Genomic DNA, 26,727 nt, shown 5'->3' on the forward strand with positions numbered 1-26,727 from the left:
GTTCCTGCCATGATGAACCTCGCCGAATATCGCCGCACCGCCGCCCGCCTCGCCGATTACCTGCCCTGGGCGGCGCTGGTCGCGCCTGGCGTGGTGCTGAACAAGGACGGCTCCTTCCAGCGCACCGCCCGGTTTCGCGGCCCCGACCTCGATTCCGCCGTGGCCGCCGAACTGGTCGCGGTGGCCGGGCGGCTCAACAACGCCTTCCGCCGCCTCGGTTCCGGCTGGGCGATCTTCGTCGAAGCGCAAAGATCCGAAGCCGCGACCTATCCCGATAGCACCTTTCCCGATCCGGCCTCGGCGCTGGCCGATGCCGAGCGGAAAGCCGATTTCGAGCAGGAAGGCAGTCATTTCGTCTCGGATTATTTCCTCACCCTGCTCTGGCTGCCGCCGGCCGAGGAAGCGGCGCGAGCGGAAAGCTGGCTCTACGAGGGCCGGGAGACATCCGGCGTCAATCCCTGGGAGTTGCTGCGCGGCTTCATCGACCGCAGCGACCGGGTGCTGGCGCTGCTCGACGGATTCATGCCGGAATGTGCCTGGCTCGACGATGGCGAGACGCTGACCTATCTGCACTCCACCATCTCGACCAACCGGCAGCGCGTGCGCCTGCCCGAAGTGCCGATGCATCTCGACGCGCTGCTCGCCGACCAGCCGCTGACCGGCGGGCTGGAGCCGTGCCTGGGCGAGGCGCATCTGCGGGTGCTGACCATCACCGGTTTTCCCACCGCGACCACGCCCGGCATTCTCGACGAGTTGAACCGCATCGCCTTCCCCTATCGCTGGTCGACCCGCGCCATCCTCATCGACAAGACCGATGCGACACGGCTGCTGACGAGGATCCGCCGTCAATGGTTCGCCAAGCGCAAGAGCATCGCCGCGATCCTGAAGGAGGTGATGACCAGCGAGCCCTCGGCCCTGGTCGACACCGATGCCGCCAACAAGGCCACCGACGCCGACATGGCCCTGCAGGAGCTCGGCGCCGACATCGCCGGCATGGGTTATGTCACCGCCACCGTCACCGTCTGGGACCAGGACGCCCGCATCGCCGACGAGAAGCTGCGGCTGGTCGAGAAGATCGTGCAGGGCCGCGATTTCACCGCCATGATCGAGACGGTCAACTCGGTGGACGCATGGTTGGGCTCACTGCCGGGTCATGCCTATGCCAATGTCCGCCAGCCGCCGGTCTCGACGCTGAACCTCGCCCATATGATCCCGCTCTCGGCACTCTGGGCCGGCGACGAGCGGGACGGCCATTTCGGCGCACCCCCGCTGCTTTACGGACGCACCGAAGGATCGACGCCGTTCCGTTTTTCGCTGCATGTCGGCGATGTCGGCCATGCGCTGGTCGTCGGTCCGACCGGCGCCGGCAAGTCGGTGTTGCTGGCGCTGATGGCCTTGCAGTTCCGCCGCTACGCCGGATCGCAGGTCTTCGCCTTCGATTTCGGCGGCTCGATCCGCGCCGCCGCGCTGGCCATGGGCGGCGACTGGCACGATCTCGGCGGTGGGTTATCCGAGGGTGACGAGGCTTCCGTCTCGCTGCAACCGCTGGCCCGCATCCACGAGACCGCCGAACGGGCATGGGCGGCCGACTGGATTGCGGCCATCCTGCGCCGCGAGAGCATCGAGATCACCCCGGAGGTGAAGGACCATCTCTGGACGGCATTGACCTCGCTGGCCTCGGCCCCGGTCGGGGAACGCACCATCACCGGTCTAGCGGTGCTGTTGCAATCCAATGAGCTGAAGCAGGCGTTGCGGCCCTATTGCATCGGTGGCGCCTATGGCCGGCTGCTCGACGCCGAGACGGAACATCTCGGCTCGGCCGATGTACAGGCCTTCGAGATCGAGGGGCTGGTCGGCACCGGCGCCGCGCCGGCGGTGCTGTCCTATCTGTTCCACCGCATCGGCGACCGGCTGGACGGCCGGCCGACGCTGCTGATCATAGACGAGGGCTGGCTGGCGCTGGACGACGAGGGGTTTTCCGGCCAGCTGCGCGAATGGCTGAAGACGCTGAGGAAGAAGAACGCCAGCGTGATCTTCGCCACGCAGTCGCTTTCGGACATCGACAGTTCGGCCATCGCGCCGGCGATCATCGAGTCCTGCCCGACCCGGCTGCTGCTGCCCAACGAACGCGCCATCGAGCCGCAGATCACCGCCATCTATCGCCGCTTCGGCCTCAACGACCGCCAGATCGAGATTCTGGCCCGGGCCACGCCGAAGCGGGACTATTACTGCCAGTCCCGGCGCGGCAACCGGCTGTTCGAACTGGGCCTCAGCGAGGTCGGACTCGCGCTTTGCGCCGCATCGGCCAAAACCGATCAGACGCTGATCGGCGAGATCCTTGCCGCTCATGGTCGTGACGGCTTCCTCGCCGCTTGGCTCCGGGCGCGCGGCGTGGACTGGGCGACCGAGTTGATCCCGGATCTCGACAATCTCGCGCCCGAGGATGCAGGTACGTCCGAATCTGAACCATTCGGTTCAGAAATGGTACGTGCTGATCGCGGCATGGGCCTCGCCGAGGCCGGGTTTTCCGGCCCGGAGACCGGGCCTGCCGGTGACGCGGTCGCGCCCGGCGACGCCGAGGCAGGATCCATCCCCGCAGAGACAGGACCAGAAACAAGCGCTGAAGAGGAGACCGCGCCATGACGCGCAGACCATCCATGATCACCCGTTCCATCAGCACCACGGCACTGGCCCTTGCGCTGGCGGCACCGCTGGCGCTGGCGCCTGTCCTGACCACGCCGGCCCATGCCTTCTTCGGCGGCGGTTTCGGCCGCATCGTCTACGACCCGACCAACCATGCCGAGAACCTGCTGACCGCCGCCCGGACGCTGGAGCAGATCAGCAACCAGATCGCCTCGCTGCAGAACGAGGCGCAGATGCTGATCAACCAGGCCCGCAATCTCGCCAGCCTGCCGCATAGCTCGCTGCAGCAACTGCAGCAGAACGTCAGCCGCACCCAGCAGCTCCTCGACGAAGCCCAGAACATCGCCTTCGAGGTGCAGGAGGTCGATCAGGCGTTCGAGCGGGAATACGGCACGCCCGACCTCTCGATCACCGAGCAGCAACTGCTGGACGACGCCCGCACCCGCTGGAGCAACACCATGGGCGGGCTGCAGGACGCCATGCGCGTCCAGGCCGGCGTCACCGGCAATATCGAAGCGCAGCGGGCCGAGATGGCCACGCTGGTCGAGCAGAGCCAGAATGCTGTCGGCGCGCTTCAAGCCAGCCAGGCCGGCAACCAGCTGCTGGCCCTGCAATCCCAGCAGCTCTCCGACCTCACCGCGCTCCTTGCCGCCACCGGCCGCGCCGAGGCGCTGAGCGAGGCCGAGCGCGCGGCGGCGGCCGAACAGGGCCGCATCCAGCGCCAGCGCTTCCTGACACCCGGCAGCGGCTACCAGCCCGGCAATGCCCGGATGTTCAACGACTGAAGGCCCGAGGAGGCGCAACCATGGAGGGCAAGGCGATGGTCCGGCTCGTTGCCATCCTGTTCCTGGCGATCGTCATGACCGTTACCCTGATCCGGATGGAACGGAGCGGCGACCTGCCGCCGCTGCCCGGGCGCGAGGCGCGTGAGCAGCCGGAGGATTCGCTACGCGCCGATCAGCGCCGCTGCCAGCGCATGGGCGAGGCGGCGGCGGAGGATGCCGAGTGCCTGGCGATCTGGACCGAGACCCGGGACCGCTTCCTTGGCCGCGATCCCGACCGGACGGCGCCCGCCACAGCCGGCGAAAGGGAGTGAACTGTGGGCGGCTCCGGCGTCATCGACAATTTCCTGGCGGTCTTCACCAGCTATATCGACAGCGGGTTCGGCCTGCTGGGCGGCGAGGTCGCCTTCATCGCCACCACCCTGATCGTCATCGACGTGACCCTGGCGGCGCTGTTCTGGGCCTGGGGCGCCGAGGACGACATTCTCGCCCGGCTGGTGAAGAAAACCATCTTCGTCGGCGTCTTCGCCTGGCTGATCACCAACTGGAACAGTCTCGCGCGCATCGTCTTCGACAGTTTCGCCGGTCTCGGGCTGATGGCCTCCGGCACCGGCTTCACCGCCGCCGATCTCATGCGCCCCGGCCGGGTCGCCCAGACCGGGCTCGATGCCGGCCGGCCGCTCCTGGAATCCATCTCCGACCTGATGGGCTGGGTGGCGGTCTTCGAGAACCTCATCCAGATCCTCTGCCTGTTCTTCGCCTGGGCGCTGGTCATCCTCGCCTTCTTCATCCTCGCCGTGCAGCTCTTCGTCACCCTGATCGAGTTCAAGCTGACCACGCTCGCCGGTTTTGTGCTGATCCCCTTCGGCCTCTTCGGCAAGACCGCCTTCATGGCCGAGCGCGTCCTCGGCAATGTCGTGTCCTCGGGGATCAAGGTCCTCGTATTGGCGGTGATCATCGGAATCGGCAACACCTTGTTCAGCCAGTTCACCATGGGCTTCGGCGGCGTCGCCCCGACCGTGGACGACGCCATGGCGATTGTGCTCGCCGCCCTGTCGCTGCTGGGCCTCGGCATCTTCGGCCCGGGCATCGCCAATGGGCTCGTCTCGGGTGGTCCACAACTCGGCGCGGGCGCGGCGGTCGGCACCGGCCTCGCCATCGGCGGTGCGGCCATGGCCGCGGGGGGCGGCGCCATGCTCGCGGCCCGCGCCGGCGGCATGGCCCTGTCGGGCGGTGCCGCCACCGTCCGGACCGGCGCGGCGGCGGCAGGCGCGGCCTCGACCGCCTACCGGCTCGGTTCCATCGGACATTCCGGCGCGGGCGGCATCGCCTCCGGCATGGGCGGCGTCGCCAGCGCCACCGGATCGGCGGCGATCTCGCCGCTGCGCCGCATGGTCGGGAAAGCCGCTGGCGGCATCAAGTCCAGCTATGCCTCCGGCGCGCGGGGCAGTTTTGCGACCACCGGCGGCAGATCCACCATGGGTACTGCCGGGGGCGCCCCGACTGGTGCTGGCGCCGACGCCTCCCCGACTGATGGTGCGCCCCAATGGGCCCAGAAGATGCGCCGGGGACAGGCCTTGAGCCGTGGACTCTCGATCGCCGGCCACGCCATCCGCTCCGGCGACAACCATGCCGGCGGCGCTTCGATCAATCTTTCCGAGAGAAATCGCTGATGAACATTTTTCGACGCCCCGCGACCCATTACGGCAAGACGCCGGAACCTGAGACGCCCTACCAGAAGGCGGCGCAGGTTTGGGACGAGCGCATCGGCTCTGCCCGGGTGCAGGCCAGGAACTGGCGGCTGATGGCCTTCGCCTGCCTGATCCTCGCGGCCGGCTTTGCTGCGGCCCTGATCTGGCAATCGGCGCGCGGCACCGTCGTGCCCTGGGTGGTGCAGGTCGACGATCTCGGCCAGGCCCAGGCCGTCGCCCCGGCAAATGCCGATTACCGGCCCACCGATCCGCAGATCGCCTGGCATCTCGGCCGCTTTGTCGAGCAGGTGCGCAGCATCCCGGCCGATCCCATCGTCGTGCGGCAGAACTGGCTCCGGGCCTATGAGTTCACCACTGATCGCGGCGCCGCCGCCCTGAACGAATATGCCCGCACCAACGATCCCTTCACCCGCGTCGGGCGCCAGCAGATCGCGGTCGAGGTATCCTCGGTGATCCGCGCCTCGCCGGATTCGTTCCGCGTCGCCTGGACCGAGCGGCATTACGAGAACGGCCAGCTGTCCACGACGGAGCGCTGGACCGCGATCCTGACCGTGGTGATCCAGACGCCGCGAACCGCAGAACGGCTGCGGGCGAACCCGCTCGGCATCTACGTCAATGCCGTCAACTGGTCACGGGAGATGTCGCAATGAATCACAACGCCGCCCTGCCCGCTCTGTTTCTCGCGGCCGCCGCTCTCGCCGGCTGTGCCAGCAGCAAGACGCCGCAGTTCAGCTATGACGACAATGTCCCGCCCCTGCCGTCGCCTCCCACCGCTCCGGCTGACCCGGCCCCGAAACCGCTGCATGTGCCGCCCGGCTGGACGCCGGCGCGCGGCGGAGGAACCGCGGAGACGCCCGAGGGCCGGGTCGGCAATGCCAATGCCGCCGCGCGCGTGGAACCGCGCCGCGAAGGCTATTACAATGCCATCCAGGTCTATCCCTGGTCGGAAGGCGCCCTCTATCAGGTCTATGCCGCGCCGGGCCAGATCACCGATATCGCGCTGGAACACGGCGAGACGCTGAGCGGCGAGGGATCGATCGCCGCCGGCGACACCGCCCGCTGGATCATCGGCGATACCCAAAGCGGCAGCGGCACCTCCCGGCGCGTGCATGTCTTCGTCAAGCCGATCCGCGAGGACATCTCGACCAATCTGGTGATCACCACCGACCAGCGGGTCTACATGATCGAGCTGCGGGCCCGCGAGGCGCTCTACATGCCCTCCGTGGCCTGGACCTATCCGGCGCAGCCGGCAAGCAAGCGACAGCAAACCGTCGCCGCGCCCGTCATCCCAGCGCCTGCCGCGCGGAATTACCGCTACGGGTTGCAGATCGAGGGCGCGAGCCCGCCCTGGCGGCCGGTCTCGGTCTTCGACGATGGCCGCCGCAGCTATGTCGTCTTCCCGCGCGGCATCGCCCAAGGCGAGATGCCGCCGCTCTTCGTCCTCAGCCCCGATGGCCAGGCGCAGATCGTCAACAGCCGCACCCACGGCAATGTGCTGATCGTCGACCGCATCTTCGCCGCGGCCGAACTGAGGCTCGGTTCCGGCGAGCGCCAGCAGGTGGTGCGGATCCTGCGCGTCGAGCCACGCACGCAGGTGCCCCGGCAGGTGAGGGCCGCCGGAGGGCACAAGACATGACCGGTAAGGAGTCCCAGACCGCCGAACCGATGCGTCTGCGCGTCGAGCCGCCGAAGGTGACCCGGCTGTCGCGCAAGGCCCTCACCGCCTTCGGCCTGATCGCTTCACTGGCGATCGGCGGGGCGCTGATCTATGCGCTGCAGCCCCGCGACCGCGGTCAGGACGGCGAGGAACTCTTTTCCACCGAGAGCCGGCCCACCGCCGACGGGCTTGCGGAATTGCCCCGCGACTATACCGGTCCTCTGCTCGGCCCGCCTTTGCCCGGCGATCTCGGCAAACCTATTCTCGAGGCCCAGAACCGCGGTGAGCTTGCCGTGGTCCCGACGGTCACGCCACCCACCGCCGATCCCGACGAACAACGCCGCCTCGCCGAGGAGGAGGCTGCGCGGATCAGCCAGCTGTTCTTCGAGACCTCGCCCACCACGGGCCCGGGTCCGGCTGCCGAACCGTCCGTGGCAGGCTCTAGCACAATCGATATGAGCGGTTCATCCATAGCCCAGAACCCGCAACAGGCCTTCCTGAATGCCGCGCCGGACCGTCAGCCGGTCTCAGTGGAGCGGATCATCGAACCGGCCTCGCCCTATCTGCTGCAGGCTGGCGCGATCATTCCAGCCGCGCTGATCACCGGCATCCGCTCGGACCTGCCCGGCCAGATCGTGGCCCAGGTCACCGAAAACGTCTATGACAGCCCCTCCGGCCGCTATTTGCTGATCCCGCAGGGCACCCGGGTGATCGGCGAATACAGCGATGCGGTCAGCTTCGGCCAGCGCCGGGTGCTGCTGGTCTGGAACAGGCTGATTTTTCCCGATGGCCGATCCCTGGTGCTGGAACGCCTGCCGGGCGCCGATGCGCAGGGTTACGCGGGGCTGGAGGACGGTGTCGACTATCACTGGGGCGAGATGGCCAAGGCCGCCGGCCTCTCGACCATTCTCGCCATCGGCACCGAGATCGGCAGCGAAGACGACGATCCCCTGGTGCGCGCCATCCGCGAAGGTGCCGGCGACACCATCGCCGATGCCGGCCAGCAGATCGTCGAGCGCCAGCTGCAGGTCGCCCCGACCCTGACCATCCGGCAGGGCTTTCCGCTCCGCATCATTGTCGTGCGGGATTTAGTCCTGGAACCGCAGGGAGATTGATCATGGTGAAACTGAAACTCGGGCCCATCGCCGACGACAAACCCGTCAAACTGGCCGTGGAATTGCCCGCAGCGCTGTTTCGGGATCTTGACGCTTATGGCGAGATCCTTGGCCGTGAATCCGGAGGGCCGCCGGTCGAGCCTGCAAGGCTCGTCGTGCCGATGCTGGAGAAATTTCTGGCGTCGGATCGGGGATTCGCCAAGGCGAAACGCGGCAAGCCCACGGGTAATCGCCTGGAGTGATCCGGCTATTTGCCGGTCCGTGGCTTTCCTGCGTTCTTGCGGGCCATCTCAAGGAGCCGCTGTGCGACCGGATTCGCGTTGGTCTGGGACCATACCGCGCTGAACCGGACCGGCTCCCGAAGCTCCGCCAGCGGGATGAACGCGACGTCCTCGTGCCGTTGCTGCGTTGCAGACGACAACAACAAAGCCACGCCATATCCGTCGGAAACCATGTTCAGCAGATTTTCCCGACCAACCGACTGCATCGACATGTGCACGTCGGTTTTGCCCCCTGACAGCTTCCGAAGGAAATAGACATCGAGTTCCGCGCCGGCGCCTCCCGACGGGACGAGAAATGCCTCCTCGGCGATGTCCTCCCAGCTGAGGGCTTCCCTATCGGCAAGGCGATGATCCTTGGGCAATGCGCAGAACACCCGCTCACCCCAGAGTTCGATCGCCTGACACCCCGGAATCTCCTCGACATTGGGCAGGAAGGCCACATCTACCCGATTGCACAAAAGGCCGATCTTGGCGCAATCGGAGGACAATTCCTCGACCGTGATCTCGGCATCTGGATATCGAGACCGGAAACTCTTCAGCAGATCGGCCAGAAATCCACCCGCCAGAGACAGCATCAGCCCAATTCTGATCTCTCCCACCCCGCCGCGGTGAATATTCTGGAGGTCTCTTATCGCGTCGGTCAGAAGATTTGCGCCGACCGTCGCGTCCTGAACAAAACGCTGTCCGGCGGCGGTGAGCTTTGCTCCCTTGTGATCCCGTTCGAACAGCGGCACCCCGAGCACTCGTTCCAGCAACCTGACGCGGCGGCTCACCGTGGATTGCGAAAGATCGAGGCTTTCGGCAGCAGAGCGAAAACTGCCATGTTGAGCCACCAGGATCGCGTATCGTAAATATCTTAAATCGAAAGCGATGTCCGGCATCGAATTTTTCCTTTTAAATTAGCATATTATCGAATGAATTTCGTCACTTGTTATCCTTGCTATTGATCTAGAAGCCTCTGTACACCACGGCGCAATTTCACATATTCGGGTAGTTCGGCCCGTCGCCGCCCTGGGGCGTGGTCCAGTTGATGTTCTGCGACGGATCCTTGATGTCGCAGGTCTTGCAATGCACGCAGTTCTGGAAGTTGATCTGGAACTTCGGCCCCTCGGGCCCCTCCAGCACCTCATAGACCCCGGCCGGGCAATAGCGCTGCGCCGGCTCGGCGTAAAGCGGCAGGTTCACCGCGATCGGCACCGCGGGGTCCTTCAGCTTCAGGTGGCAGGGCTGGCTTTCCTCGTGATTGGTGAAGCTGAACGCCACGTTGGTCAGCCGGTCGAAGCTGAGCTTGCCGTCGGGCTTCGGGTAGTCGATGGGCTGGAAATCGGCGGCCTTGCCGGTCGCCTGCGCATCCGTCTTGCCGTGCTTCCAGCTGCCCAAGGGGTTCCAGCCGGTCAGGTTCGCCACCCACATGTCGAAGCCGCCGAGCGCCAGCGAGGGCCACAGCCCCAGCTTCGACCAGACCGGCTTGACGTTCCTGACCGGCTTCAGGTCGCGGGCGATGGGGCCCTTGCGGACCTCGGCCTCGTAATCGGTCAGCTCGTCGCCCGCACGGCCGGCGGCAATGGCCGCCGCCGCCGCCTCGGCCGCGGCGATGCCGGACAGCATGGCGTTGTGGTTGCCCTTGATGCGCGGCACGTTCACCAGCCCGGCCGAGCAGCCCAAGAGCGCCGCGCCGGGCACGGTCAGCTTCGGGATCGACTGCCAGCCGCCCTCGGAGATCGCGCGGGCGCCATAGGCGACGCGCTTGCCGCCCTCAAGCAGCTCGGCGACCAGCGGGTGATGCTTGAAACGCTGGAACTCCATGTAGGGATAGAGATAGGGGTTCTTGTAGTTCAGGTGCACGACGAAGCCGACCAGCACCTGGTTGCCGCCGAGGTGATAGATGAAGCTGCCGCCGCCGGCGTTCTTGCCCAAGGGCCAGCCCATGGTGTGGGTGACGGTGCCGGGGCGGGCCTTCTCGGCCGGGATCTCCCAGATCTCCTTCATGCCGAGGCCGAATTTCTGCGGCTCGTGGCCGGCCGAGAGGTCGTATCTGCCGATCAGTTCCTTGGCGAGCGACCCCCGCACGCCCTCGCAGATCAGCACGTATTTGCCGCGCAGCTCCATGCCGGGCTCATAACCCGGGCCGGGGGTGCCGTCGGCCTCGAGCCCCATCTCGCCGGCGACGACGCCGACCACGCGGCTGCCCTCGTAGACCAGCTGCGAGCAGGCCATGCCGGGGAAGATCTCGACCTCCAGCGCCTCGGCCTGCTCGGCGAGCCAGCGGCAGACATTGCCCATCGAGACGATGTATTTGCCGTGATTGTTCATCAGGGGCGGCATCGGCCAGTTCGGCACCCGCACCTGGCCATGCGGGCCGAGGATGTAGAAATTGTCCTCCTTCACCTCGGTGGTGACCGGGGCACCCTTCTCCTTCCAGTCGGGGATCAGCTTGTCGAGGCCGGCGGTGTCCAGCACTGCACCCGAGAGGATATGCGCGCCGATCTCGGAACCCTTCTCCAGCAGCACCACGGAAAGCGCGGGGTTGACCTGCTTCAGCCGGATCGCCGCAGACAGCCCCGACGGCCCGCCGCCGACGATCACCACGTCGTATTCCATGGATTCGCGGGCGATCTCAGGCATGTTCGATTCTCCTGGACGGAATCCGGCGAGGAAAGTTACGGAGTTCTGCCTTCTACCAACCTGCGTATGTTGCCGGCACGAACCAGATTAATTCAGAACGCGGCATCGGAAGCCACGCTCGGCCACGGAGAAGCGCGACATAAAAATAAAAAAACATGATGCCGGCTCCAAGCGAATCTCCTATATCTGTTGATGACATGACGGTGTACCCAAACGAACTAAGCGCCATCATAAAACTTACCCCGCACGGATACACCTGCACACCATAACACCACGGCTAGATAGATTTTTCCCAGATTGATGACTTGACAACTGGGACTGAGCATTTAGCCGCGATATCACCGCCTTGCACAGAGCTAAGTCATTAGCTTCCCTGCAACTGCTTAAGGATATCGTTGACGTCTATGTGCGCGCGCTTTTCAATTATTTTACCATCCTTAATCTTTAGATATTGCATGATGGAAATTCTGATTCGGCGTCCTGTCGCCGGAATTCCTGCATACTCCCCACCAGTGTGCGTTCCCTCGAACGTCATATACGTTGCGGCCTCATCTCGATTGACGAACAGGGCTTCAATGGGGAACTGAAAATCCGGGAATGCTTCGAAGTTTCGTCGTTCCGCCGCAATCAGGCCAGCAGACCCATAAAATGGAGTGTCGATCTGTGAGCGGAATGTAAAATCCTCATGGCACAGATCCGCGAGATCTTCATAATTCTGGTCCTGCAACAATGCATAGAACTTACGGACGATTTCAGCAGTTTTAGTTTCGCCACTCATGATTATCACCTATGTCACGAGAAGAGTTTTTTCGGATTCTCGATCAAGATCTTATCGACCTGAGCATCTGTCAATCCAGCAGATTGCATCGCAGGGATAATTCTTTCGAAGATATGGGTACTACTCCAATTTGCAAGTGAATCAATCATTGGTTGGGGCCAAGCCGGCGGCTTTCCAAGCCACAGGTTGACCATATCCTGCGACATTAGAAGTTGATCGATGTAGCCTGTTCCGATCAGCCCCATGAACATAGTGCTGCGATCTTCATCCATCGGGCAACCAACAAAGCCCTGCACTCCGAAGCGGTCGAACGAGCTCCACACACCCTGGCTGAGACAGCGCTTGTGATATTTCACATCGGAATTTCCGCACATGTGGTAGAGCACGATCTTTTTCGGATCTGCACCTTCGGAGATCAAAAACTTTGCGATATCAGGTCCCATCGTACCTTCTTCGGTATGCGAAGCAATAGGCACACCCGTTTCGCGACTGACGTGGGCGGCGACACGCAGATTCATTTCCTCATAAGGCGTAATCTTGTTCAGGCTGGTGCCGACCTTGATGAAACCCGGCTTAGGGCCGGTCCGCCCGACCCCCTCGGTTATCTCGGTCATATATAGCTCAAACAACTCATCATAGCCTTGGCCGATTGCATTCTTCCAGCGAAAGTAGGCTGCGCCACCTTCGGCCTCATAAGAATAGCCAGTCGAGAAGATGATGTTGAAGCCGGTAATATCCGCGATCTCCTTGAGGACATCGGGCATCCTGCCACAGTCGAGGCCAGTGGGATCGCAGATGGTGTTAACACCGAAGGCACGGACGCGCTCGACCAGATCAACGCCTATCTTGACCATCTCCTTCCGGTCGTTGACGTAGAGCGTGTTTCCATACCATCCCGCATAGGTGAACCAGAAATGCTCGTGGACAAGGGTCTTGCCCATAGCCTCGACGCTGATAGGGCCAAGAGCGGTATTTACGGTCTTGTTCATTTCATTCTCCATGTTGATATAGCGCTTCAACTCCGGTTCGCGCTATTAGGGTCTTTCTTAATACTTTCCGGGGCATGTGAGACTACGTTAGTCACGCTCAAAATTGGACAACAGACCTATATTTGACTGCTGTCCAACTTTCTTCCGCCTCTCGACGGACTTGCTCAAGAGATGGGCAATATGGCCTTACTACCCGACTTCCATGCTTCAGGTTGATGCACCGCGTGAACATCGCAAACTTGTCTTACCGATGGCGCATCAAGGCTCCAGACTGATCATCGCTCCGGTGCCGTGCGGTGACAGTAACTATCTAGTGTCCCCGCCACTCCCTTTCGCGCAGTTCCTTGCGGCGGATCTTTCCACTGATGGTCTTCGGAAGCGAAGTCACGAACTCAATCTTCCGGGGGTATTTATATGGCGCGGTCGTGTGTTTGACATAATCTTGGATCTCTTTCGCCAAGGCGTCGGATGCTTCGTATCCAGCCGCTAAGATCACAAAAGCCTTCACGATCTCGCCACGTGCGGGATCCGGGCTGGCGACCACCGCACTTTCAGCAACGGCGGGATGTTCGAACAGAGCGCTCTCGACTTCGAACGGGCCGATCCTATAGCCGGAAGTCAGAATAACGTCATCCGCACGTCCGACGAACCAGAAGAAGCCCTCCGCGTCAACGATCGCACGGTCACCAGTCACATACCAACTTCCGCGATAAACGCTTTCGGTGCGAGCTTGGTCATCACGATACCCAAGGAACAGGCCTGGCGCCTTGCGGTCATCGCCTGTCCACAGAGCAATATCACCTTCCTCATCCACGGCAACCCGGTTGCCATTTTCGTCTATGACCGCAAGATCAAAGCCCGGAGTCGGCTTGCCCATGGTACCTTGTTTATGCGCGCCTGGCCGGTTGCAACAGAGGATGACGGTCTCAGTCTGGCCATACCCATCGTAAATATCCAATCCGGTGGCTTGCTTCCACAGATCAATGACCTCGGAATTAAGCGGCTCGCCAGCGCTAACACAATGACGCAGCGTCGGGGAGCTGAAGTCGCCAAGACCGGAGCGCACAAACATTCGATAGGCAGTGGGAGGCGCACAAAGCGTGGTCACTGGATGTTTCTGTAAAAGTTCCAAGATACTTTCGGAATCGAGACCGGGGGCATGATAGGCCATGATGCCAGCACCGGCCAGCCAAGGGCCGAACAGACTAGAATAGGCAGCCTTTGCCCAGCCCGTATCCGAAAGATTCCAGACAAGATCGCCTTCTCCGAGTTGCAACCAGTGATAGGCGGTGATTCGATGTCCCAGCGGATAGCAAGCTCCGTGCACGGCCATTTTAGGTTGGCCAGTTGTTCCGCTGGTGAAATAGCAAAGCAGCGGATCGGTAGCTTCAGTGTCCACAATTTCCTTTAAAGATGCAGATGCCTCAAAAAGCTCGTCATACGAAGCCCAGCCTTCGCGAGTCCCGCCTACATATAGCTTCGCACTATCATCGTCCACGAGCGCCGTATCCACTCGTTCCGCAACAGTTTCCGAGGCAATGATGCAACGCGCATTCGCAGCATGTCTACGATAGTAAATATCTTTCGGCATAAGCTGGATCGTGCCTGGCGACGCGATCGCGCCGATACGCATACAGCCAAGCATCAGTTCCCACCATGCCAGCTCGCGCCCCAGCAGGATCAGGACGGTATCCCCACGCCGGACACCCTGAGCCCGCAGGACTGCGGCGGCGCGTTCTGCGCGTTGGTTCATGTCGCGAAAATTGATCTCGACGGTCGTTCCTCCTGCGTCCACCCAGAGCAAGGCCCGGGCATCACCGCGTTCCTGAGCATGGAGCGCCACGCTATCTCGCGCAAAGTTATATTGCGCAGGAGTTTTCCAGGTTTCTTCCTTGTCAAGCATGTTTCTACCTCTTCACTTTGCCTGGTTGATCACTTGGATCTGGGTGAAGTCATGCAGACTTTCCTGGCCGAACTCGGATCCAAAGCCAGATTGTTTTGCTCCGCAAAATGGAACGCCGGGGCCGAACTCGAGGTGCTTGTTGATCCAGACCGTGCCCGCTTCCATCTTGCACGCATGCTTATAGGCTGTTTCCTGATCGTTGCTCCAGATTGACCCACCTAGTCCCAGCGTCGAGTTGTTGATCACAGCCATGACGTGGTCCACATCTGCAAACCTGATGACTGGCAAAATCGGACCGAACTGCTCTTCATCAACAATCGCGGTTCCGTCGCTGACATCGCGCACGACCGTGGGTGAAATAAAGTAGCCGGGTCGTTCAGGGATATCGCCCCCAGCGATCACTTTACCACTTTCGATAGCATTTTGGAGGTAGTATTTGACCTTTTCGAATTGCGCTTTGTTCTGAAGAGGACCACATTCTGCACCTTGCTTCATACCGTCATCGACGACCGAAGCCGAAGCTAGGGCGGCCAATTCGTCACACAATTCGTCATAAATGTCTTCGTGGGCGTAGACGCGCTTGATCGCAATGCAGGTCTGGCCGGCGTTCAGGAATGCACTGCCATAGATTTTCGGAGCGATTTCCTTCGGATCCGCGTCGGCCATGACAATCGCGGCATCGTTTCCGCCCAACTCTAAAGTCAGGCGTTTGATCGTCGAGGCAGCCGACGCCATCACCCTTTTTCCAGTTTCGGTCGAACCGGTGAAGCTAATCTTGGCGATATCAGGATGCGAACTCATCGCCGCGCCCAGATCGTTCAGATCGGTAATGACATTGATAACCCCCGGTGGCAGCATATCCCGCAGCAGCTCCCCTAGGCGAAGCGTCGCAAGCGGTGTGGTTGGCGACGGCTTGAGCACCACGGTATTGCCCGCCAGGAGCGCCAGCGGCACCTTGAACGAGATCAGAAGAATTGGGAAATTCCACGGGATTATGCATCCGACGACACCCAGCGGACGACGACGAATCTCAACACACCGGCTGGCGCTATCGTCTCTGATCTCATTGTCGAGATTCAGGCCGTCAAGGTTGCGAAAGATAGACGCCGCGTATCCGATCTCAGAGGTCGATTCAGTAAGTGGCTTGCCCTGCTCCTGCGTCAACAGTCGGGCCAATTCGTCGATATTTGCCTCGATGACATCTGCAATGCGGACGATGCTTTTCCGGCGTTCTTCGAAGGGAAGCGCTGACCATTCCTTCTGCGCGGCCTTTGCGGCTGCAACCGCCCGGTCCAACTGACTTATTGACGCCCTCGGACAGGTGGCAAAAACTTGTTCGGTTGCCGGATTGATGACGTCCATCTGGTCGTCTCCGGGGACCATCTTGCCACCAATTAAAAGCTTGAATTCCTGCATGCTGGCCTCCTTCCATGCACCCGATATCGAGAGTCCCCGAAGGAGGTTGACGTGTTGAAGCAAGCGGGGGCAAAGCCCCTCCCAACTGAAAGGCGAATGCTGTCAACGCGCCGCAGCCTCCTCCAGACCGCGACAATCTTCCCCGCTTTGCCTTGGTCGGCTTGTATGACCAAGGTTACCTCCGACAGGGATGCCCAAAGTTGGACTTGTGACCAAAGTATGTCAAGCGTCAAATTTTCTCGCTTTGAGTTTGCCATGTTAACAAGTGGAGAGTCGGGCGTCGTTGTGATTTCCGGACCATGAATGTGACCGACAACGATCTCCGCCGCTTCGCCAGCGGTATGGTGGCCGAATCCGGTTTCGAGAAGCTCTTCGCCGCCTTGTGCGCCGGGACAATCGGCACCGGCGCGTGTTCTGCCTGACGCTTCGCAACCGGCACGCAACGACCGAAGCTAACACCTACCCAAGCTGTGCGACTTGTCGAGGCGCATGTCATCGACCTCAATTGCATATACGTCCCTGTCTGCCGAACAACCGCCTACTGCTTAGCAAGAGTGACAGCATCAGCGAGTTCGTACCGGGGGTGACCCGGACCCGCATCATTGACGCCGCCCGGACGAAGGACCGTCGCGGCCTCGAATCAGTTTCGGGAGAAAGAACTACTCTTCGTCGGATCAGAAGCCGAAGGCTGCAGCCATCGTCGACGAAGCGGCCGAACTCGACGCCGTCGATCCCCAAGCCCGGCTAGCCGACTCCATCATCGATGCTGTCGCTTGGAGTGGTGTAGCTGGCGCTAATCGTCACCGTGATGCTCGGCGCGGGCCTGCTTGATCAGGATGCCACGGCGGGCAGGCTGATGACGGGATCATCAGCCCATCGCTGCGATGATTTCCAGCGTCATGTAGCGGGCGCGCTGGACCGCCCATTCGACGTTCTCTTCCAGCAGCAAGGCCCCGACCAGGCGGATGATAGCCGCGTCGCTGGGGAAGATACCCAGGACATCGTGCGGCGCTTGTTCTCGACGAAATTACGCAGGTTCATCATGTCGGTGGTCATCGGTGGAATCTCCGGTCCAGGTTGGTGTCAGCAACCAGACCCTACCTTAACATCGCCGGTGACCACCTCACCCAGAACCTCCACCACGCTCAGGGACAGCATCCCATCATCCGCCTCCAGACCGGTCGTTTCTTGAGAGACTAGGCTGCGAGACCAAAAAAAAGGCATCCGCAAGGAAAAGTCTTGCGTCAAAGCGAAACAGTGCGATATTTGGACAGATGTCCAATTTTGGACGGCTATCCAAAATGGCGGCAGAGAACACAAACAAGGTGAGATCTAGCTCACTCTGGAGGTTAGATATGAGAGAAACACAAGAGAATCTGAGTGCGATTATTGCCGAATCAGCCCTACGCTGGGACATACCTGAAGGTGTCAGTGCCCGGCTGTTGAGCCATTCAGAAAATGCTGTCTTCCTGCTGTCGCATGGTGACTGGAAGCGTGTCCTGCGTATCCATAGGATGAACTATCACAGCGCAAGCGCTATTCGCTCCGAGTTGGATTGGATGGCTGCGCTGACCCGCGACAAGGGTATTGAGACGCCGATCGCGCTCCCGGGCACCGATGGGCAACTGATCCAGTACATCGCCCCCGCCGCTGGCGAGAAAGAGCGCTTCGTCGTTCTGTTCGACTTCATCTCAGGCCGCGAGCCGCAGGTCGAGGATATGGAAGCGGCATTTGGCCATCTTGGTGCCATGGCGGCCACGATGCATAATCACGCCCGTGAATGGGAGCGCCCCGCATATTTTGAGCGCATGGTCTGGGATTATGAAAACTCACTTGGCTCAAACCCGAACTGGGGAGGGTGGGAACCGGGTTTTGCAGGATCCCAAAGCGACATAGAAGTCGTCCGGCAGGCCGACAGACTCATGAAGGAACAGCTTGCCGCCTACGGCACAGGACCAGATCGTTTCGGCCTTATTCACTCCGACCTGCGCTCTGCCAACCTCCTCATCGAAGATGGCAAGACCAAGATACTGGACTTTGATGACTGCGGGATTGGCTGGTTCCTGTACGATCTCGCCTCGGCGCTTTCCTTTCAGGAAAACCACGAAAGGGCGGACGCGATCATCGCCGCATGGGTTGCCGGCTATCGCACAGTCGCCCCATTGCCCGATGAGGAACTATCTATTGTGCCGACTCTGATGCTCCTGCGCCGCCTGATCGTCATGGGCTGGGCAGGTTCGCATCCTGAAACCGAGCTCGCGCATCATATGCGGGAGTCAGGATACACCGCCGGTACGGTGACTCTGGCGCAACGCTATCTGCAGAATAATTCATAAATCAGAGCGGTCGCCAAAAATTGCCGCCGAAATCTTCTTAACGGGAGGATCCCATGACAACATTGCGCACACATACCCTGCGCTGGCCCATCATTGGCATGTTGGGCGTTTCTATCGTCGTTGCAGGTCAGTTTTCTGGCTGGAACTTTGGGCTGCAGTTCGGCTGGGCAAACTTTGCCATCGCGGCAGCAATCATGTTCCTCTTCTATCTCAGCTTCTGTCAGCTTCTGTCGGAGATGGGTGCAACGTGGCCTAGTGCAGGCGGGTTAGCGCGCTTTTGCGGCCTGGCGTTCGGCGATTATGCTGGTGGGTTGGTCAGCGTCTCGATCGGAATGGCGATGATCGCGGCCTCTGGAATCGTGAGCACATTTATCGCAGGCTACGCGACCTCCACCTTCGGCATCGACGGAATGACGGTCAGGATCGCGCTGTTCAGCGGTATACTGCTTGTTCTGTTGCTAGGGACCAAAGAAACTATGTGGTTCCTTCTCCTGACCGGCAGCATCGCTGTTGCGACGCTGGTAACGTTTACCTTTGTCGCAGCGCCCCATATAACAGTTGCCAACTTTGCTCTCGAAACTGGTACGATAAGCGCAAAGGGCGTCATCAGCGCCATTCCCTATGCGCTTTGGATGTATCTCGCGCTGGAACAGGCAGTCTGCGCCTCGGAAGAGGCCGATGTTCCTGCCCGCGATGTCCCCCGCGGCCTTGCCATGGGGCTGATCGTACTGACTTGCACGGGCCTGGGGGTGCTGATCAGTGCCTCTGGCGCCGGCGGCGTAGCGGCTATTTCTGAGGCCGCAGACCCATTGCTTGCGGCCCTAAGCGCGAATGGCATCGCCAGCAAGTTCATCGTGGGCTTGATTGGAACCGGGGCGGTCCTAGGGCTGTTGGCCAGTTTCTTCTCGATCAACTACTCGGCGTCGCGCCAGATCTTCGACCTTGCTCGCGGACGGTTCCTACCCGCGCCTTTTAGGCGACTTAGCCGGGGCGGCGTGCCTTACGTCGCGATTGTCGCAGTCATTACCATTGGTTTTTTGCTGTCCTTGGTCAGTCCCGAGCAATTGCTCCTGATCATCGTGTTGATGTTTACGGCAACCTACCTGTTGACCGCTCTGGCCTATGTTGCCCTGCGCCGCAGCCACGCAGTGGTTCCACGCGCTTACGGCGCTGTCGGCGGGCGTGTCACAGGTTTCGTAACGCTGATTCTTTCAACGCTGATCTTCTATGCCTGCTTCGCACTTGACGCCATAACCGTGGCGATAGTTGCAGCCACTTTCGCTGTAATTCTGATGCATCGTTATCTGGCTCGCACACGCGCGCATACGGCAACCACATAACCCTTCGAACCGGAGTGATCACAATGGGCAAGCAGCCTGCATCTTCAAGAACTATTCTTGATCTGAATACCTTTCGCAACGCCCCCGGTGCACTGTCGGATGCAGCCCGGCGGCGCATTGACAATGTCGGTGCCTCGGCGGTCCTTTTCTATCGCGATCCCGTACAAATGATCAGCGCGGAAGGTGCATGGATGACCGGTAGCGATGGTCGCCGCTATCTGGATGTTTACAACAACGTGCCCGCCGTCGGCCACAGCCACCCCGAGATCGTCGAGGCCGTTGCACGGCAGATGGCCGTTCTAAACACACATTCACGCTATATCGTGGAAAGCGTCGATGCCTATATGGAGGCGCTCAAAGCGACTATGCCCGCCGGGTTGGACAATATCGTCCTGACCTGCACAGGCAGCGAGGCAAACGATCTCGCCATGCGGATCGCCGAGGTCGTTACGGGCGGTAAAGGCTATATCGTCACCGAAAACGCCTATCACGGAAATACCGGATTGGTCTGTACGGTGTCGCCCTCCTCGATGCGCAGCACTACTCCGCCCGACAATATTGTGATCGTGCCGGCACCACTTTCGCGCAACTATCCCGAGGGCGTAGGTGCAGGCTTCACACAGGCCGTCCAGCGAGCCATTGAGACGCTGGAGTCTCGGGGAATCGCTCCCGCGGCCCTGTTATATGACAGCATCTTCTCATCCGACGGAGTCTGCCCTTGCGTACCGGGAGAAATCGCAACGGCAATCCAAGCTGCTCGCGCCGCTGGTGCATTATTCATCGCCGATGAAGTGCAGCCTGGCTTTGCACGCACCGGGGATGCCTTCTGGGGCGTACAGCGACATGGTGTCTCCCCCGACATCATGACCATGGGCAAGCCCATGGGGAATGGGTTTCCCATGGGAGGCCTAGCGGTTCGATCAGACTACCTGACACGATTCTGCGACCAGTCGGGCTATTTCAACACGTTTGCGGGCAACCCTGTTGCCGCAGCCGCTGGGCATGCGACACTGCGCATTCTTCAGCGTGAGAGGTTGCAGGAACATGCCAGCTGCGTCGGAGCGCATGTGAAAGAGCGACTGCTGTCCCTTGCCACACGCAATCCGCGACTAGGCGAGGTTCGTGGCGCCGGGTTCTTCGTTGGCGTGGACATCATCTCGCCAGACGATCCGACCAAGCTGGATCCGGGCTTTGCCGTAGAACTGGTCAACAGGCTGCGCGACAGGTGTGTCCTGATCGGAATGGCCGGAAAAGAAAGCGCAACACTGCGCTTCCGGCCGCCACTGGTGATGACGGCGGCAGAATCCGACCTGTTCGTCGAGGCGCTTGAAGACGCGATATTGGACAGCTGACCGGGTTGCAATCTGTGCTCCGGCGGTCCAGAACCGACGGAACACAGGTAACGCGCGAAGAGTCATGCCCCATTTCTTTGTCCCCCCCATCAAAGCACCATCTCGTGATGGCGGCAACTCACGCGGCGACGACGGTCTGGATCAAATCCTCAAAGCCGCCGAAAAGGTCTTGGTAGAGAATGGCTACAAGGCCATGACAATGCGTCGCATTGCATCTGAATGCGGCATGATGTCAGGCAATATCAGCTACTACTTCAAGTCGAAGGATGACCTGCTGCGTACCCTGCTGGATGCAATCATGGTGAGTTATGAAGAAGCCTTTACGCTTGCCATAAATGAGGGGGGGGCTAGCCCTGACAAGCGCCTGGTAAACCTAATTAGTATGATTGCAGAGGATATCGGCACGAAGCGGACAACGAGGATTTTCCCGGAACTCTGGGCGCTGTCGGCGCATGATGAATTTGTCGCCGAGCGGCTATACGACATGTATCAGCGTCAATACCGCTATTTCGACGAGCTGATCCTTGCGGTGAACCCCGGCCTCGGCCCCGAACGGACGCGCGAACTGTCGGCCTTCATCACAGCATCACTGGAAGGCTTGACCGTTTTCTGCGGATACCAAAAACCTTGGGCCGACCAACTGCCGCGATTCACGGAATATATGGCAAACTCATTTCTGTACACTGTCAAGTCGGCTTCGACGCCAGTCGGCTCCATGCCAAGCAAGATCGAAGCGACCTGACGGACCAAGATCTATCCAAAACGCGCCGGGCGTTTCTCCAGAAATGCTGACATGCCTTCTTGCTGATCGGTCGTACCGAACAGGCGATGGAACAGGCGGCGCTCGTAGTTCAGTCCCTCGGTCAACGACAGTTCCTCGGCGCGCATGACAGCGTCACGCGCCTGCCTGACCGCAGCGCGCGAATAGCTTGCGATCCGGTGGGCCGCATCCATTGCGGTGGAAACCACATCGGAATCCGGCACGACACGGGCAACAAGCCCCGACGCCAGCGCCTCGGACGCATCCATCATGCGCCCGGTAAGATGCATATCCATCGTACGTGCGCGACCGATCAGATGCGTCATGCGTTGCGTTCCTCCCATGCCGGCAATCACACCGATCTTCACCTCGGGTTGACCAAACCTGGCGCCCTGTCCGGCAATTGCGAAGTCGCACATCATCATCAGTTCGCACCCGCCACCAAGCGCATAGCCGTTCACCGCTGCGATTTTCGGCGTCCGGCACGCGGTAAAGCGATCCCATTCCGCAAAAAAATCAGCCTCGATCATCTCCTCGGCCGTTTTCTTGACCATTTCGGAGATATCCGCTCCAGCCGCAAAAGCACGCTCCGATCCGGTGATAACGATTGCGCCGACACTGGTGTCACGATCCAGATCGGCCACTTTCGCGACTATCTCGGCCGCTAGCGCAGAGTTCAGCGCGTTCAGCTGCTTTGGCCGGTTCAGGCGTATCAGTGCTACGGCACCATCCCGGCTTGTCTTGATCAGTGCGGTCATTTCTTGCGTTCCCTGAGATCACATTCAAAGCTTCCAGCAGCCAAGCACACTACTGGCTTCAAGGTCTCTTACTCTGTCTGCGGGTACTCCCCAGGCGCCAAGCGCCTCGACCGGGGACGCATGAGGCAGCAACGGAGGCCGCGGTTGTGGCGCAGGTGTCCCGTCAAATCGCGGTGCAGGGGCTGGTTGTGTTACACCTGCCACATGAACGAAAGTTTGTCTCGCCCTATTGTGGGGATGATCCGCCGCCTCGTCCCAGTCCAACACGGGTGTGACGCAGGCATCGGTTTTTGCGAACAGGTCAGCCCAATGGTCACGCGGCTTGCTGGCAACGATCTGGGCCAGACGCTGGCGATATTCGGGCCAACGCGATTTATCCATCTGATCGAAATCCGCCGGATCCAATCCGAGCCCTTGGAGGAGAAGAGCGTGAAACTGTGGCTCGATCGCTCCGACGGCTATGAAACCACCATCCGCGCAACGATACGTCCCATAGAAATAAGCGCCGCCATCCAGCAGGTTCCGCTCGCGCCCGGGCTGCCAGCTATCCGCGGCCCGAAATCCGTGAATCATAGCGGAAAGGATCGCGACGCCATCGCTCATCGCGGTGTCAACCACCTGCCCCTTGCCAGTGGTGCGGGCGCTCAGGACCGCTGCCAACAGGCCGAACGCCATCAGCATGCCGCCGCCACCGAAATCTCCAAGCAGATTCAGCGGTACGACAGGACGCTCGGACGGCCCTATGCCACCCAGCACGCCGCTTAGCGAGATATAGTTCAGATCATGCCCGGCCCGCGCCGCAAGCGGGCCATCTTGCCCCCACCCGGTCATCCGCCCGTAGACCAACCGAGGGTTCCGCTGCAAGCAGTCTCCGGGGCCGAGGCCAAGCCTTTCAGTGACACCGGGGCGAAATCCTTCGAGAAAGGCATCTGCATTCTTAAGGACATCAAGGATCAACCCCCGTCCCGCAGGATGTTTCAGGTCAACGGCGATCGAATCCCGACCGCGCGCAAGGACGTCAGCCGGGGTGTCCACCGAAGGGATTCCCGGCCGGGGCCGCAAGGGATGCACCCGTAGGACCTGCGCCCCGTGATCTGCCAGCATCATCGCTGCGAAAGGCGCCGGGCCAAGGCCGACAAGCTCAACGACTTTCAGTCCTTCAAGCACACCCGCCATGGTCAGAGCCCCCGCGCAATGACAAGTCGCTGCACCTCGCTGGTGCCCTCGTAGATCTGGCAGACCCGCACGTCGCGATAGATGCGCTCGACCGGGTAATCGGCCAGGTAGCCATAGCCGCCATGGATCTGGATCGCGGCCGAGCAGACCTTCTCGGCCATTTCCGAGGCGAAGAGCTTGGCCATCGAGGCCTCGCGCAGGCAGGGCTTTCCCGCCTCGCGCAGGCTCGCCGCGCGCAGCACCATCAGCCGGGCCGCGTCGATCTGCGTCGCCATGTCGGCCAGCTTGAAGGCCACCGCCTGGTGCTCGGCAATCGGCCGGCCGAAGGTCACCCGCTCGCGCGCATAGGCCAGCGCCGCCTCATAGGCGCCGCGCGCCATGCCGACCGCCTGCGCCGCGATGCCGATCCGCCCGCCTTCCAGGTTCGACAGCGCGATCCTGTAGCCCTCGCCCTCGGCGCCGAGCCGGTTCTCGGCCGGCACCCGCATGCCGGAAAACGCCAGCGCGCAGGTATCCGAGCTGTGCTGGCCCAGCTTCGTCTCGACCGAGACCACCTGATAGCCCGGCGTCTCCGTCGGCACGATGAACGCGGAGATGCCCTTCTTGCCGGCCTCGGGATCGGTCACCGCAAAGACGATCACCACCTTGCCGTTCTTCCCCGAGGTGATGAACTGCTTGGCGCCGTCGATGACATAATCCTCGCCCTCGCGCCGCGCCCGCGTCTTCAGCGCCGAGGCATCCGACCCCGCCCCCGGCTCGGTCAGGGCAAAGCCGCCGATCCATTCGCCGCTGGCCATCCTGGGCAGGAACCGTTCCTTTTGCGCATCCGTGCCGAAACGCAGGATCGGCACGCAGCCGACGGAACTATGCACCGACATGATGGTCGAGCACGCCCCGTCCGCTGCGGCAATCTCCTCCAGCGCCAGGGCATAGGCCAGCATGCCGGTTTCCGAGCCGCCATGCGCCTCGGGCACCAGCATGCCCAGGAAACCCAGGGCCCCCATCTCGGTCAGCTCCTCGCGCGGGAACTGATGCGCGCGGTCGCGGGCGGCGGCGCCGGGCGCCAGCCGTTCTTGCGCGAAATCGCGGGCGGCCTCGCGGATCGCCTCCTGTTCCTCGGTCAGGATCATTGCAGCACCTCCACCGCCATGGCCGTCGCCTCGCCGCCGCCGATGCAGAGCGTGGCGATGCCGCGCTTCAGCCCCTGCCCTTCCAGCGCCGCCAGCAGCGTCACCAGCACCCGCGCGCCCGAGGCGCCGATGGGATGGCCCAGCGCGCAGGCGCCGCCGTTCACGTTCACCACGTCATGCGCCAGGCCCAGATCGCGCATCGCCGCCATGGCGACCACGGCGAAAGCCTCGTTGACCTCGAACAGGTCGTAATCGCCCAGGCCGGTGCCGGTCCGCTCCAGCAGCCGGCGCACCGCACCGATGGGCGCGGTCGGGAACAGGTTCGGCTTGTCGGCGAATGTCGCGTGGCCGATGATCCGCGCCCGCGGGGTCAGCCCGCGCCGCTCGGCCTGCGACTGGCGCATCAGCACCAGCGCCGCCGCCCCGTCCGAGATCGAGCTGCTGTTCGCCGCCGTCACCGTGCCATCCTTGCGGAAGGCCGGCCTCAGGCCGGGGATCTTGTCGAGCCGCGCCTTGCCCGGCTGTTCGTCGATCGCGACCAGCGTGTCGCCGCCGCGGCCCTTGACCGTCACCGGCGCGATTTCCGCCGCGAAACGCCCCTCGGCAATCGCCTTCTGCGCCCGGGTCAGCGAGCTGATGGCGAATTCGTCCTGCGCCTCGCGGGTGAACTGATAGGCCTCGGCGCAATCCTCGGCGAAGGTGCCCATCAGCCGGCCCTTGTCATAGGCATCCTCGAGCCCGTCCAGGAACATGTGGTCCAGCACCTGGCCATGCCCCATGCGATAGCCGCCGCGCGCTTTCGGCAGCAGATAGGGCGCGTTCGACATGCTCTCCATGCCGCCCGCGACCACGACATCGACCGAGCCCGCCAGCAGCAGGTCATGGCCCAGCATCGCGGCCTTCATGCCGGATCCGCACATCTTGTTGACGGTGGTGGCCCCGGCCCCCAGCGGCAGCCCGGCCCCCAGCGCCGCCTGGCGTGCCGGCGCCTGACCCTGGCCGGCGGGCAGCACGCAGCCCATGATGATCTCGTCCACCGCCTGCGGGTCGAGCCCGGCCAGGGCAGCCCGGATCGCGGTCGCGCCCAGCGCGGCGGCCTCGACCCCGGCGAAATCGCCCTGGAAGCCGCCCATCGGCGTGCGCGCCGCGCCGGTGATGACAATCGGATCGCTGCTCATTGTCGGATCTCCTGATTTCGGGGCGCCATCACTTCGGCGCCATGCGCAGCGCGCCATCCAGCCGGATGACCTCGCCATTCAGATAGGCATTCTCGACGATATGGCGCACCAGCGCCGCATATTCGCCCGGGTCCCCCAGCCGCGAGGGGAAAGGCACCGTGCCGCCCAGGCTGTCCTGCACCTCTTGCGGCAGCCCGGCCATCATCGGCGTGGCAAAGATGCCGGGCGCGATGGTGACGACGCGGATGCCGTGCCGCGCCAGCTCGCGCGCGGCGGGCAGGGTCAGCGCCGCGACGCCGCCCTTCGAGGCGGCATAGGCCGCCTGCCCGATCTGCCCGTCATAGGCGGCAACCGAGGCGGTATTCACCACCACCCCGCGCTCGCCCCCGGCATTCGGCGCATTCTTCGCCATGGCATCGGCCGCCAGCCGCAGCATGTTGAAGGTGCCGACCAGGTTGATCTGGATGGCGCGGGCAAAGCTCTCCAGCCGGTGCGGCCCGTCGCGGCCGACGATCTTCTCGCCCGGCGCCACGCCGGCGCAATTCACCGCCACGTCGATGCGGCCGAAATCCGCGACCGCCGCCGCCACCGCCGCCGCGCCGTCCTCGGCGCTGGTCACGTCGCAGCGCAGGAAGCGTGCCGCCGCGCCCAGTTCCGCCGCGACCGCTTCGCCGGCCTCGGCATTCACGTCCAGCACCGCGACCTGCGCGCCGGCGCCGGCCGCCATCCGCGCCACCGCCGCCCCCAGGCCCGAGCCCGCGCCGCTGACCAGAAACACCTTGTCCCGAATATCCAT

General features: G+C 62.2%; 24 protein-coding genes and 1 pseudogene. 13 read left to right on the plus strand and 12 right to left on the minus strand.

Translation table 11 applies throughout. The annotated features are described in order from the left end of the window. Positions 1-9: 9 nt before the first annotated feature. From trbE to E3U25_RS00265, 8 genes are read left to right on the plus strand one after another with little or no spacing between them, the layout of a single operon-like run. Positions 10-2,643, plus strand: a complete 2,634-nt coding sequence (trbE, locus tag E3U25_RS00230) for a conjugal transfer protein TrbE (protein WP_116221491.1) — start codon at positions 10-12, stop codon at positions 2,641-2,643. Next, a complete protein-coding gene (trbJ, locus tag E3U25_RS00235) occupies positions 2,640-3,428 on the plus strand; it encodes a P-type conjugative transfer protein TrbJ (protein WP_116221490.1) in 789 nt (262 codons plus the stop codon). The genes trbE and trbJ overlap by 4 nt, the downstream gene beginning before the upstream one ends. Positions 3,429-3,448: 20 nt before the next feature. Next, positions 3,449-3,739 carry a putative entry exclusion protein TrbK-alt gene (trbK-alt, locus tag E3U25_RS00240; protein WP_116221489.1) on the plus strand — a complete coding sequence of 97 codons (291 nt, stop codon included), beginning with the start codon at positions 3,449-3,451 and terminating at the stop codon, positions 3,737-3,739. A 3-nt stretch (positions 3,740-3,742) separates the two neighbouring features. Next, a complete protein-coding gene (gene trbL / locus E3U25_RS00245) occupies positions 3,743-5,098 on the plus strand; it encodes a P-type conjugative transfer protein TrbL (RefSeq protein ID WP_116221488.1) in 1,356 nt (451 codons plus the stop codon). Next, positions 5,098-5,787, plus strand: coding sequence for a conjugal transfer protein TrbF (gene trbF, locus E3U25_RS00250; protein WP_116221487.1), 690 nt, complete (start codon positions 5,098-5,100; stop codon positions 5,785-5,787). The genes trbL and trbF overlap by 1 nt, the downstream gene beginning before the upstream one ends. Then, the gene (trbG, locus tag E3U25_RS00255; protein WP_116221486.1) at positions 5,784-6,773 is read left to right on the plus strand and encodes a P-type conjugative transfer protein TrbG; all 990 of its coding nucleotides are present in this window, start codon (positions 5,784-5,786) and stop codon (positions 6,771-6,773) included. The genes trbF and trbG overlap by 4 nt, the downstream gene beginning before the upstream one ends. Further along, positions 6,770-7,909 carry a TraB/TrbI/VirB10 family type IV secretion system protein gene (locus E3U25_RS00260; RefSeq protein WP_116221485.1) on the plus strand — a complete coding sequence of 380 codons (1,140 nt, stop codon included), beginning with the start codon at positions 6,770-6,772 and terminating at the stop codon, positions 7,907-7,909. Before trbG ends, E3U25_RS00260 begins: the two co-directional genes overlap by 4 nt. A 2-nt stretch (positions 7,910-7,911) precedes the next feature. Beyond that, positions 7,912-8,151: a DUF2274 domain-containing protein gene (locus tag E3U25_RS00265; RefSeq protein WP_116221484.1), complete on the plus strand. Its 240-nt coding sequence runs from the start codon at positions 7,912-7,914 to the stop codon at positions 8,149-8,151. Positions 8,152-8,156: 5 nt separating this feature from the next. Here E3U25_RS00265 and E3U25_RS00270 read toward each other — a convergent pair whose 3' ends face one another. From E3U25_RS00270 to E3U25_RS00295, 6 genes are all read right to left on the minus strand, one after another. After that, positions 8,157-9,071: a LysR family transcriptional regulator gene (locus E3U25_RS00270; protein WP_116221483.1), complete on the minus strand. Its 915-nt coding sequence runs from the start codon at positions 9,069-9,071 to the stop codon at positions 8,157-8,159. 97 nt (positions 9,072-9,168) lie between these two features. After that, positions 9,169-10,815: an electron transfer flavoprotein-ubiquinone oxidoreductase gene (locus tag E3U25_RS00275; RefSeq protein WP_116221482.1), complete on the minus strand. Its 1,647-nt coding sequence runs from the start codon at positions 10,813-10,815 to the stop codon at positions 9,169-9,171. A gap of 364 nt (positions 10,816-11,179) precedes the next feature. Beyond that, complete coding sequence (locus tag E3U25_RS00280) at positions 11,180-11,593, minus strand: ester cyclase (RefSeq protein WP_116221481.1); 414 nt, start codon at positions 11,591-11,593, stop codon at positions 11,180-11,182. 14 nt (positions 11,594-11,607) lie between these two features. Further along, on the minus strand, positions 11,608-12,582 hold the full coding sequence (locus E3U25_RS00285; RefSeq protein ID WP_116221750.1) for a phosphotriesterase family protein: 975 nt from the start codon (positions 12,580-12,582) through the stop codon (positions 11,608-11,610). Between the two features lie 310 nt (positions 12,583-12,892). Continuing rightward, positions 12,893-14,485 (minus strand): AMP-binding protein, encoded by a 1,593-nt coding sequence (locus tag E3U25_RS00290; protein ID WP_116221480.1) that lies wholly within the window; start codon positions 14,483-14,485, stop codon positions 12,893-12,895. Between the two features lie 12 nt (positions 14,486-14,497). Continuing rightward, the gene (locus E3U25_RS00295) at positions 14,498-15,901 is read right to left on the minus strand and encodes an aldehyde dehydrogenase family protein (protein WP_116221749.1); all 1,404 of its coding nucleotides are present in this window, start codon (positions 15,899-15,901) and stop codon (positions 14,498-14,500) included. Between the two features lie 299 nt (positions 15,902-16,200). On the opposite strand from E3U25_RS00295, the gene E3U25_RS00300 reads away from it, so the two are divergent. Next, entirely contained in the window at positions 16,201-16,323 is a 123-nt protein-coding gene (locus E3U25_RS00300; protein ID WP_276330411.1) for a hypothetical protein, read from the plus strand. A 409-nt stretch (positions 16,324-16,732) separates the two neighbouring features. On the opposite strand, the pseudogene E3U25_RS00305 reads toward E3U25_RS00300, so the two are convergent. Then, positions 16,733-16,904 (minus strand): annotated as a pseudogene (locus tag E3U25_RS00305) (IS256 family transposase); the annotation flags it as partial. A 352-nt stretch (positions 16,905-17,256) separates the two neighbouring features. Here E3U25_RS00305 and E3U25_RS00310 point away from each other — a divergent pair. The 4 genes from E3U25_RS00310 (at position 17,257) to E3U25_RS00325 (ending at position 21,671) form a co-directional block, all read left to right on the plus strand. Continuing rightward, positions 17,257-18,237: a phosphotransferase enzyme family protein gene (locus E3U25_RS00310; RefSeq protein WP_166435459.1), complete on the plus strand. Its 981-nt coding sequence runs from the start codon at positions 17,257-17,259 to the stop codon at positions 18,235-18,237. Positions 18,238-18,290: 53 nt separating this feature from the next. Further along, a complete protein-coding gene (locus E3U25_RS00315; RefSeq protein ID WP_116221478.1) occupies positions 18,291-19,577 on the plus strand; it encodes an amino acid permease in 1,287 nt (428 codons plus the stop codon). Positions 19,578-19,600: 23 nt separating this feature from the next. After that, positions 19,601-20,929, plus strand: a complete 1,329-nt coding sequence (locus tag E3U25_RS00320) for an aspartate aminotransferase family protein (protein ID WP_116221477.1) — start codon at positions 19,601-19,603, stop codon at positions 20,927-20,929. Between the two features lie 64 nt (positions 20,930-20,993). After that, the gene (locus tag E3U25_RS00325) at positions 20,994-21,671 is read left to right on the plus strand and encodes a TetR/AcrR family transcriptional regulator (protein ID WP_116221476.1); all 678 of its coding nucleotides are present in this window, start codon (positions 20,994-20,996) and stop codon (positions 21,669-21,671) included. An 11-nt stretch (positions 21,672-21,682) separates the two neighbouring features. On the opposite strand, the gene E3U25_RS00330 is transcribed toward E3U25_RS00325, so the two are convergent. From E3U25_RS00330 to E3U25_RS00350, 5 genes are read right to left on the minus strand one after another with little or no spacing between them, the layout of a single operon-like run. Continuing rightward, on the minus strand, positions 21,683-22,447 hold the full coding sequence (locus tag E3U25_RS00330) for an enoyl-CoA hydratase-related protein (protein ID WP_116221475.1): 765 nt from the start codon (positions 22,445-22,447) through the stop codon (positions 21,683-21,685). A 24-nt stretch (positions 22,448-22,471) separates the two neighbouring features. Further along, positions 22,472-23,623 carry a CaiB/BaiF CoA transferase family protein gene (locus tag E3U25_RS00335; protein ID WP_116221474.1) on the minus strand — a complete coding sequence of 384 codons (1,152 nt, stop codon included), beginning with the start codon at positions 23,621-23,623 and terminating at the stop codon, positions 22,472-22,474. Between the two features lie 2 nt (positions 23,624-23,625). Further along, positions 23,626-24,753 carry an acyl-CoA dehydrogenase family protein gene (locus E3U25_RS00340; protein WP_116221473.1) on the minus strand — a complete coding sequence of 376 codons (1,128 nt, stop codon included), beginning with the start codon at positions 24,751-24,753 and terminating at the stop codon, positions 23,626-23,628. Continuing rightward, positions 24,750-25,931 carry an acetyl-CoA C-acyltransferase gene (locus E3U25_RS00345; protein ID WP_116221472.1) on the minus strand — a complete coding sequence of 394 codons (1,182 nt, stop codon included), beginning with the start codon at positions 25,929-25,931 and terminating at the stop codon, positions 24,750-24,752. The genes E3U25_RS00340 and E3U25_RS00345 overlap by 4 nt, the downstream gene beginning before the upstream one ends. 28 nt (positions 25,932-25,959) lie before the next feature. Further along, entirely contained in the window at positions 25,960-26,727 is a 768-nt protein-coding gene (locus tag E3U25_RS00350; RefSeq protein ID WP_116221471.1) for an SDR family NAD(P)-dependent oxidoreductase, read from the minus strand.

The organism is Paracoccus versutus (assembly GCF_029909795.1).
GTDB classification, from domain to species: domain Bacteria; phylum Pseudomonadota; class Alphaproteobacteria; order Rhodobacterales; family Rhodobacteraceae; genus Paracoccus; species Paracoccus versutus.